Here is a 9,400-nt window from a genome sequence, read left to right as displayed (position 1 = left end):
GCTGGCCGGTGGGCACCCCGGAGATCTGCAGCGAGGCACAGGGCCAGCGCAGCCTGGCGGCAGCGGCTACGGAGGGTGTTGCAACGTTGTAGCCGCTGCCGAAGGCTGCGCTGGCCGGCGTGAACCCCGGAGATCTGCAGCGAGGCACAGGGCCAGCGCAGCCTGGCGGCAGCGGCTACGGAGGGTGTTGCAACGCCGTAGCCGCTGCCGAAGGCTGCGCTGGCCGGCGTGAACCCCGGAGATCTGCAGCGAGGCACAGGGCCAGCGCAGCCTGGCGGCAGCGGCTACGGAGGGGTTGCGACTACAAATACCCGCGGCGGGAGAGGTTGCGCATCAGCGCCGCCACGCCGAAGGTCCATGGCGGCGCCTGGTCGCTGCCGGTGACGTGGTTGTGCAACCCGCCCAGGGCCGGGCTGTGGATGCTGACACGGTCGCCGGCCTTGTGGGTGAAGCCCTGGCCGGGCTGGTCGCGGTCCTCGGTGGGGGCGAACAGGGTGCCGAGGAACAGCACGAAACCATCGGGGTACTGGTGGTTGGCGTTCAGCGCCTGGCCGGCCAGGTCCTCGGGGTCGCGGCTGATCTGCGCCATGGAGCTGCGGCCCTGCAACACGTAGCCGTCCTCACCCTCTACCCGCAAGCCCACCTCGCAGCCGCGCACGTCGTCTAGGCTGAAATGCTCGTCGAACAGCCGAATGAACGGCCCCAGCGCGCACGAGGCGTTGTTGTCCTTGGCCTTGCTCAGCAGCAGGGCGCTGCGGCCCTCGAAGTCGCGCAGGTTGACGTCATTGCCCAGGGTGGCGCCATGAATGCGCCCGTGGCTGTCCACCGCCAGCACCACCTCGGGCTCAGGGTTGTTCCAGTGCGAGCCGGGGTGCACGCCAATGGCGCTGCCGCTGCCCACCGCGGCCAGCACCGGCGCCTTGGTGAAAATCTCGGCGTCGGGGCCGATGCCCACCTCCAGGTACTGCGACCACATCTGCTGTTCGATCAGCACCTGCTTGAGCTGCATGGCCTGGGGCGAGCCGGGTTGCAGGTCGCGCAGGTTGTCGCCGATCACCTCGTGCACCAGCGCGCGAATACGCTCGGCCTGGCGCGCGTCGCCGGCGGCTTTTTCCTCGATGACCCGCTCGATCATGCTGGCGGCGAAGGTCACCCCGGCGGCCTTGATTACCTGCAGGTCGATGGGCGCCAGCAGGGAAGGGCGGCGGTCGTCGCGCTGCTCGCCGCTGTTGCCCAGCAGCGCCTCGACGCTGCCCAGGTCGGTGCCGCTGGCGCCGCGCACGGCGGCCAGCGGGTCGTGGCGGTTGAGCAGTTCGCTCACGGTGGCGAAGCTGGCGGTGCAGTCCAGCACACGGCCGTCGCGAATCACCACCACGGCGGGGCCGGCGATGGTGCCGGGGCACCAGGCGCGGCCAATCAGCGTGGCGCGTTGCCAGTCGTGGGGCAGGGAATTTTCAATGGTCAGTGACATAAGCCTGTCCTTGCACTCAGTGAGAATGGCGCGGCGCGCCGTTTTCCGGAATCACCCGCCAGTACAGCGTGGCCGGCTCCAGGCAACCGCCGGTGGACAGTTGCCCCACCAACTGCCGGTACAGCTCCTGCCACGGCGTCTGCGAGGCCGGGATGGCCGGCAGCGCCTCCTGGCGCCGCAGGTCCAGGGTAGCGTCGTCCACCAGCAGGTTGACACTGCGGCTGTTGAGGTCGATGCGCAGCGTGTCGCCGGTGCGCAGCAGCGCCAGGCCGCCGCCCACCGCTGCTTCCGGGGACATGTTGAGAATCGACGGGCTGGCCGAAGTGCCGCTCTGGCGGCCATCGCCCAAGCACGGCAGCGAGTCGATGCCGCGCTTGATCAGCTCGGCCGGCGGCGCCATGTTCACCACCTCGGCGCTGCCGGGGTAGCCCACCGTGCCGCAGCCGCGAATCACCAGGATGCAGCGCTCGTCCACTTCCAGCGCTGGGTCGTTGATGCGCGCCTGGTAGTCCTCCGGGCCGTCGAAGACGATGGCGCGGGCGTCGAAGCAGTTGGGCTGCTGCGGGTCGCTCAAATAGGTGCTGCGGAACGCCTCGCCGACCACCGACATCTTCATGATGGCGCTGTCGAAGAAGTTGCCGCTGAGCACGATGAAGCCGGCGCGGTGCTTGAGCGGTTCTTCGTAGCTGCGGATCACCTGGCGGTCGACGGTCTGCGCCGCCGCGACGATCTCGCCCATGCTGCGGCCGCTGACGCTGCGGCAGTCGCGATGCAGGCGGCCGACCTTGTCCAGTTCGTGCATCACCGCCGGCACGCCCCCGGCGCGGTGGAAGCCCTCGCCGAGGAATTCGCCGGCGGGCATGCAGTTCACCAGCAGCGGCACGTCTTCGCCCACCCGCTGCCAGTCGTCCAGGCTCAGGTCGATGCCGCTGTGGCGGGCGATGGCGATCAGGTGCGGTGGGCAGTTGGTGGACGCGCCCAGGGCCGAGGCCACGGCGATGGCGTTCTCGAACGCGGCGTGGGTCATGATCTGCGAGGGGCGCACGTCCTCGCGCACCAGGTCGACGATGCGCAGGCCGGTGGCGTAGGCCATCTGCCCGCGCTCGCGGTACGGCGCGGGAATGCTCGCACAGCCGGGCAGCGACATGCCCAGCGCCTCGGCCAGGGCGTTCATCGACAGGGCCGTGCCCATGGTGTTGCAGTGGCCGATGGAGGGCGAAGCGGCGGTGGTCATCTCCATGAAACCTTCGTAGTCGATGTCACCAGCGGCCAGCAGGTTGCGCGCATGCCACAGCACCGTGCCCGAGCCGATCAGCTTGCCCTTGTGCCAGCCGTCCAGCATCGGCCCGCCCGACAGCACAATGGACGGCAGGTCGGTGGTGGCGGCCGCCATCAGGCACGCCGGGGTGGTCTTGTCGCAGCCGGTGGTCAGCACCACGCCGTCCAGCGGGTAACCGTGCAGCACTTCCACCAGGCCCAGGTAGGCGAGGTTGCGGTCCAGCGCCGCGGTGGGCCGGCGCGACTGCTCGGCGATGGGGTGCACGGGGAATTCCATGGGTATGCCGCCAGCGTCGCGAATGCCGTCCTTGACCCGCTTGGCCAGCTCGATGTGGTGGCGGTTGCAGGGCGTCAGGTCGCTGCCGGTCTGGGCGATGCCGATAATCGGCCGGCCCGATTGCAACTCGGCGCGGGTCAGGCCCTGGTTCATGTAGCGTTCGGTGTACAGCGCGGTCAGGTCGGCGTGGCTGGGGTCGTCGAACCACAGTTGGCTGCGCAGGCGACGGGGTGGGGTTTGGCTCATGGCAGGCTCCGGGGCGTCAGGCAGGCAGTTGGTTGTGGCGGCGCAATTGGCGGATCAGGGCGGCGTGGTCCAGGTCACCGTCGCCGGCGTCCACCAGCGCGCTGAACAGGCCATCTACCAGGGTCGCCACCGGCAGGCTCAGGCCCAGGCCGTGGGCGTGGGCCAGGGCGGTGCGGGTGTCCTTGAGCTGCCATTTGGCCGGGCCGCCGGGGGTAAATTCATCGTCGATCATGCGCTGGCCGTGCTGGCGCCAGATGGGCGAATCAACGAAGCCGCCCATCAGCGCCTCATGCACCTTGGCCGGGTCGGCGCCGCCGCGTTCAGCCAGCAGCAGGCCTTCGGCGACGGTGGCGATGGTGCTGGCGACAATCAGCTGGTTCACCAGCTTGGCCAGTTCACCGCTGCCCGCCGGGCCCACCAGCACCGGCCGGCCCATGGCCGCCAGCACCGCCTGGCCCTGTTCGAACGCCTGCGGCGTGCCGCCGGCCATGATCGCCAAGTTGCCCTCGCGGGCGCCGCGCTCGCCCCCCGACACCGGTGCGTCCAGGTACGCAAGGCCCAACTCGGCGCAGCGGCGGGCGTGGTCGGTGGCGGCGTCCACCGGTATCGAACTCATGACCACCACCAGCGCGCCCGGGCGCAGGGCCAGGGCCGCGCCGTTGGCGCCAAACAACACCTCGGTACAGGTAGGCCCGTCGCTGAGCATGCAAATCAGTACGTCGGCGCCCTGGGCCGCTGCCGCGGCGCTGTCCAGCACCAGGGCGCCGTCGGCAGCCAGCGCGGCGGCCTTGGCCGGCGAGCGGTTCCAGGCGCGCACGGGGAAGCCTGCGCGCAGCAGGCAGCGCACCATGGGCGCGCCCATGATGCCGGTGCCGATGAAGGCGATTACGGGGTGGCTCATGCCTTGTCTCCAATCAGGTTGGCGTCGGCCGCAGGTGCCGGGCGGCGGGGCATCAGCATCATGCCGATGCCGGCCGCGCCCACCAGGGCGGCGATCACCAGGAAGCCCGGCGTGTAACTGCCGGTGGTGGTGTAGAGCAGGCCGGTGATGTACGGCCCGGAGAAACCGCTGAGGTTGCCGATGGAGTTGATCAGGCCGATGCCGGCGGCGGCACCCACCCCGGTCAGCACCTGGCCCGGCACGGCCCAGAACACGTTAATGGCGCTGTACACGCCGATGGCCAGCAGCACGAAGCCGATGACGATGATCCACGGTTGGTTGATCAACAGCGCCAGGGCGATCGACACCGACGCCAGCAACGCGGCGCCGCCGGCGTGCCAGTGGCGCTCCTGCAGGCGGTCGGAACGGCGGCTCCAGAGAATCATTGCCACCGCCGCCAGGGCGTAGGGAATGGCGCTGATCAGGCCGTTCTGCATCAGCCCCAGGTCCAGGCCGAACGAGGCGCGGAACGACTGCAGCACGCTGGGCAGGAAGAAGTTCATGGCGTTGGAGCCCGAGGTGATGCCGAAATACACCAGCGCCAACAGCCACACCTGGCGGTTGCCCAGGGCCTTGCGAATCATCTGGCCCTTGCTCAGGCCGGCGTCCACGGCCAGCGCCTTGCTGCGTTCTTCGCGCTCCAGGGTGTCCATCAGCCACTGCCGCTGTTGCGGCGTCAGCCAGTGGGCGTCGGCGGGGCGGTCGGTGAGGTAGAAGTAGCAGACCACGCCCAGCAGGATTGCCGGCACGCCTTCGGCGATGTACATCAGCCGCCAGCCGACCACGCCGATGCTGTCGCCCAGCTGCATCAGGCCCACCGACAGCGGTGCGCCAATCACCTGGGCAATGGGCACGCCGAGGTAGAAGGTGGCGATCATCCGTGCCCGGTAGCGGCTGGGGAACCACAGCGACAGCAGGTAGATCACCCCGGGGAAGAACCCGGCCTCGGCGATGCCCAGCAGCACGCGCAAGGTGATGAAGTGCCCGGCGGTCTGCAGCAGGCCCATGGCGCCGGCAATCAGGCCCCAGGTGACCATGATGCGGGCAATCCACACCCGCGCGCCGAAGCGGTGCAGCATGATGTTGCTGGGCACCTCGAACAGGAAGTAGCCGAGGAAGAAGATCCCAGCGCCCAGGCCATAGATGGTCTGGTTGATGCCAATGTCCTGGTTCATTTTCAACGCGGCGAAACCGACGTTGGTGCGGTCCAGGAAGGCCACCACGAACAGCAGGATGAGGAAGGGCACCAGGCGTTTGGTCACGCGCCTGATGGTCTGTTTTTCAAGGTCCAGGATGGCTGGATCGGGTGTGTTCATGTCGCGTGGCCTCGCCTTGTTATTGTTGTGGGGGCGTGTGCAAGCGGTGTCGGCTAGCGGGGTGCGGTGTCCTCGATGTGCGCCTGCACGATGGCGTCGAAATCGGCGTCGGCGCTGAAGCCCAGGCCGCTGGCGTAGGGCGCCTCGACCCGGCTGGGCCAGCCTTCGACGATGCGCTGGATGGTGGCGTCGGGTTCCCAGCGAATCAGCTTGACCGCCTCGGGGCCGGCCACGCGTTCCAGCGCCTTGACCATGTCGGCGACGGTGGTGGTCAGGCCGGGCAGGGGGATCACGCGCTGGCTGCCCAGGGTCTCGGGGGCCAGGGTCATGCCCAGCAGCATCGCTTCCACCGCGCGGCGCGGCGACGACAGGTACACCTGGGTGTCGGGGCGCACCGGGCACACGGCGGGCAGGCCCACCAGCGGCTCGCGGATGATGGAGCTGAAGAAGGTCGAGGCGGCCTTGTTCGGCTTGCCCGGGCGCACGGCGATGGTCGGCAGGCGCAGCACGCGGCCGTCGATGAAGCCTTTGCGCGCGTAGTCGGCCACCAGCAATTCACCCACGGCTTTCTGCATGCCATAGGAGGACTGCGGGGTCAGCGCGGTGTCGTCGTTGACCACCGCCGGCAGCGTGCCGCCGAACACCGCGAAGCCGCTGGCGTACACCACGCGCGGCTGCCGGCCTTGCTGGCGCAGGGTCTCGAGCAGGGTCATGAGGCCGTGCAGGTTGACCTGCATGCCCAGGTCGAAATCGGCCTCGGCGGCGCTGCTGACCACGGCTGCCAGGTGCCACACCAGGTCCACGCCGTCGGTGACCCGGGCCAGGGTGGTGGCGTCGCTGACGTCGCCGGTAATCACCTCCACGCGCGGGTCTGTGGGTACGCCTTCGCCTTCGAAGGCGTCGAACAGCACGATGCGTTCGATGGGCTGGGCGGCTTGGCCTTGCAGGGTGAGGCTGCCCAGGTCCAGTAGGCGCTGGGCCAGTTGCTTGCCGATGAAACCGGTGCCACCGGTGATCAAAATGCGCATGATGTTTTCCTTGTTCTTATGAATTCAATGCCCCGTAGCAGCTGCCGAAGGCTGCGTCCGGTCCCACCGCTATGGCGCGCGGGACGCGGCCTGCGGCCGCTGCTACGGGTTAGTCGGCTTGGGTGGTGCGTTGGCGTTGTTCGCCCAGGCCGGTGATGCCCAGGCGCATTTCCTGGCCAGGGCGCAGGAACACGGGATTGGGCTTGATGCCCAGGCCCACCCCCGGCGGCGTGCCGGTGGAGATGATGTCCCCCGGCTGCAGTGACATGCAGCGGCTCAAGTAGGCGATCAGCGCCGGAATCTGGAACACCAGCGTGCGTGTGTTGCCGTTCTGGTAACGGTGGCCGTCCACTTCCAGCCATAGGTCCAGCTGGTGCGGATCGGCGATTTCATCGCGGGTCACCAGCCACGGGCCGATGGGGCCGAAGGTATCGAAGCCCTTGCCCTTGTCCCAGGTGCCGCCGCGCTCCAGCTGCCACTCGCGTTCGGAAACGTCGTTGATCACGCAGTAGCCGGCCACGTGGTCCATGGCACTGGCCTCGCTGATGTAGCGCCCGGCCTTGCCGATCACCACGCCCAGCTCCACTTCCCAGTCGGTCTTCTTCGAGCCGCGGGGTATTTCCACGTTGTCGTTGGGGCCGCAGATGGCGCTGGTCCACTTGTTGAAAATCACCGGTTCGCTGGGCACCGCCATGCCCGATTCGGCGGCGTGGTCGGCGTAGTTCAGGCCGATGCAGACGAACTTGCCCACCTGGCCCACGCATGGGCCGATGCGTGGGTTGCCTGGCACCGCCGGCAGGCTGCGGGCGTCCAGTTGCGCCAGCTTCGCCAGGCTGGCGGCCTCCAGGGTGGCGCCGCCGATGTCGTGCACGTGGCCGCTGAGGTCGCGCAGTTGGCCCTGGTCGTCCAGCAGGCCGGGTTTTTCCTGGCCCTTGGGGCCGTAACGCAGCAGTTTCATGGTCAGTTCCTGGTCAGGGGGATTAGTTGCTCATGCCGCCGTCGATGACGTGCACGCCGCCGGTGGTGTAGGCGCTGGCGTCGGAGCCGAGGTACACCGCCAGCCGGGCGATTTCCTCGGGGGTGCCCAGGCGGCCCATGGGTTGGCGGGCGACGAAGGCCTGGTACACCTCAGCCTCGCTGCGCCCTTCGGCGCGGGCCTGCTCGGTGATGCGCTGGCGCAGCGACGGCGAGTCGACGGTGCCGGGGCAGATGGCGTTGCAGCGGATGCCCTTGGCCACGTAGTCGGCGGCCACGGATTTGGTCAGGCCGATGACCGCCGCCTTGCTGGCCGAGTAGGCGAAGCGGTTGGGCACCGCCTTCACGCTGCCCGCCACCGAGGCCATGTTGACGATGCTGCCGCTGCCCGCCGCCAGCATGGCCGGCAGCACGCCGCGGATCATGCGGTACATGGCGGTCACGTTGAGGTCGAAGGAACGCTGCCAGGCCTCGTCGTCGCAGGCCAGCAGGTTGCCGCTGTGCACGAACCCGGCGCAGTTGAACAGCACATCGAGGGTGCCCACCTGGGCGGTCAGCTGCTGCACAGCCTGGGCGTCGGTGACGTCCAGGGCCAGGGCCTGGATGCCGGGCACATCGCGCAGGCTGTCGATGCGCAAATCGGTGGCAATCACCTCAAAGCCGGCCTGCTGAAAGGCCAGCACCGAGGCGCGGCCGATGCCCTGGGCGGCGGCGGTGATGAGAACGCGTTTTCCGGTGACGGTCATGGCGGGTCATCCTGTTGTTATTGTGGGTCAACACTAGAACGCCTTGCCGATAAGCGCCAATGAGATATCCTCAAGGTTCAATAACCGGGGGTTATCGCATGGCGGATGTTTCCTTCAATCAACTGTGCAACTGGCTGCGCTTTCGCCACCTGGTGCTGATCGACACCCTGGCGCGCACGCGCAACATGCACGCCACGGCGGAGCAGATGAGCATCAGCCAGCCGGCCGTGAGCAAGATGCTGCGCGAGGCAGAAAAAATGCTCGGCTTCGACCTGTTCCAGCGCCTGCCGCGCAGTCTGGTGCCCACCGACCTCGGCGTGCACGTGGCGCGCTACGCCCAAATCGCCCTGAACGACGCCCGCCACTTTGTCGGCCAGGTCAACGACCTGCGCGAGGGCGGCCACGGCCTGCTGAAAATCGGCACCATCTTTGCCCCCACCTCCCAGGCCTTGCCCCAGGCCATCGTCGGCATCAAGCAGCGCTGGCCGCTGCTGACCCTGGACGTGCTGGAAGGCACCAGCGCCAACCTGCTGAGCCTGCTGGAGCACAAGCAGCTGGACCTGGTGATCGCCCGTTTCACCCTCGACCGCCACCGCCAGCTCTTCGACTTCCGCGCCCTGGCCCCCGAGCCGCTGTGCCTGGTGGCCGGCAGCCAACACCCACTGGCCGGCAACAGCGACCTGCCGCTGGCCGAACTGGGCAATTGGCCGTGGATCGTCTACCCCGCTGGCACCCCCATGCGCGCGCGCCTGGAGCGCGCCTTCGCCGAAGCCGGCATGGCCTCGCCGGGCAACACCGTGGAGACCATCTCCATGCAGACCACCCTGCAACTGCTGCAGACCGCGCCCATGCTGGCGATGCTCGCTGAGTCCATGGTCGAGCCGGACATCCGCGCAGGCAGGCTGACGCGCTTGAACCTGCCGTTCCCGCTGGTACTGGATGATTACGGCGTGATCACCCGCCGCAACGAGGTGCCGGGGTGGGCGGCGCAAGCGTTCGCCGATCAACTGCTGGGCGCCCACAACCCGTAGCAGCTGCCGCAGGCGGCGTCCATACGCTGGTGGCTGGGTGATTGGCTTGAGGTTTGCGGCGCAGCGTAAATCGAGCGCCGTCCGCACGGCGC

8 protein-coding genes are annotated in these 9,400 nt (G+C 68.5%); 1 reads left to right on the top strand and 7 read right to left on the bottom strand.

Going from position 1 to position 9,400, the window contains the following annotated elements; all coding sequences use genetic code 11:
• Nucleotides 1-301: 301 nt before the first annotated feature.
• From AC0Z2B_RS32300 to AC0Z2B_RS32270, 7 genes are all read right to left on the bottom strand, one after another.
• A complete protein-coding gene (locus AC0Z2B_RS32300; protein ID WP_476302212.1) occupies nucleotides 302-1,471 on the bottom strand; it encodes a fumarylacetoacetate hydrolase family protein in 1,170 nt (389 codons plus the stop codon).
• 16 nt (nucleotides 1,472-1,487) lie between these two features.
• Entirely contained in the window at nucleotides 1,488-3,272 is a 1,785-nt protein-coding gene (locus AC0Z2B_RS32295) for a dihydroxy-acid dehydratase (protein WP_473006064.1), read from the bottom strand.
• A 16-nt stretch (nucleotides 3,273-3,288) separates the two neighbouring features.
• A complete protein-coding gene (locus AC0Z2B_RS32290) occupies nucleotides 3,289-4,173 on the bottom strand; it encodes an NAD(P)-dependent oxidoreductase (protein ID WP_476302210.1) in 885 nt (294 codons plus the stop codon).
• Nucleotides 4,170-5,528, bottom strand: a complete 1,359-nt coding sequence (locus AC0Z2B_RS32285; RefSeq protein WP_476302208.1) for an MFS transporter — start codon at nucleotides 5,526-5,528, stop codon at nucleotides 4,170-4,172. Before AC0Z2B_RS32285 ends, AC0Z2B_RS32290 begins: the two co-directional genes overlap by 4 nt.
• Nucleotides 5,529-5,581: 53 nt before the next feature.
• On the bottom strand, nucleotides 5,582-6,556 hold the full coding sequence (gene denD / locus AC0Z2B_RS32280; RefSeq protein ID WP_476302206.1) for a D-erythronate dehydrogenase: 975 nt from the start codon (nucleotides 6,554-6,556) through the stop codon (nucleotides 5,582-5,584).
• A gap of 109 nt (nucleotides 6,557-6,665) precedes the next feature.
• Nucleotides 6,666-7,514: an ureidoglycolate lyase gene (locus AC0Z2B_RS32275; protein WP_476302204.1), complete on the bottom strand. Its 849-nt coding sequence runs from the start codon at nucleotides 7,512-7,514 to the stop codon at nucleotides 6,666-6,668.
• 22 nt (nucleotides 7,515-7,536) lie between these two features.
• The gene (locus AC0Z2B_RS32270; RefSeq protein WP_476302202.1) at nucleotides 7,537-8,277 is read right to left on the bottom strand and encodes an SDR family oxidoreductase; all 741 of its coding nucleotides are present in this window, start codon (nucleotides 8,275-8,277) and stop codon (nucleotides 7,537-7,539) included.
• Between the two features lie 98 nt (nucleotides 8,278-8,375).
• On the opposite strand from AC0Z2B_RS32270, the gene AC0Z2B_RS32265 reads away from it, so the two are divergent.
• Entirely contained in the window at nucleotides 8,376-9,308 is a 933-nt protein-coding gene (locus tag AC0Z2B_RS32265; protein WP_476302200.1) for a LysR family transcriptional regulator, read from the top strand.
• Nucleotides 9,309-9,400: the final 92 nt, after the last annotated feature.

The organism is Pseudomonas sp. GYB4201, from assembly GCF_056312595.1.
The sequence above is the reverse complement of the archived record's forward strand: the minus strand, read 5'-3'. Positions and strand labels throughout refer to the sequence as shown.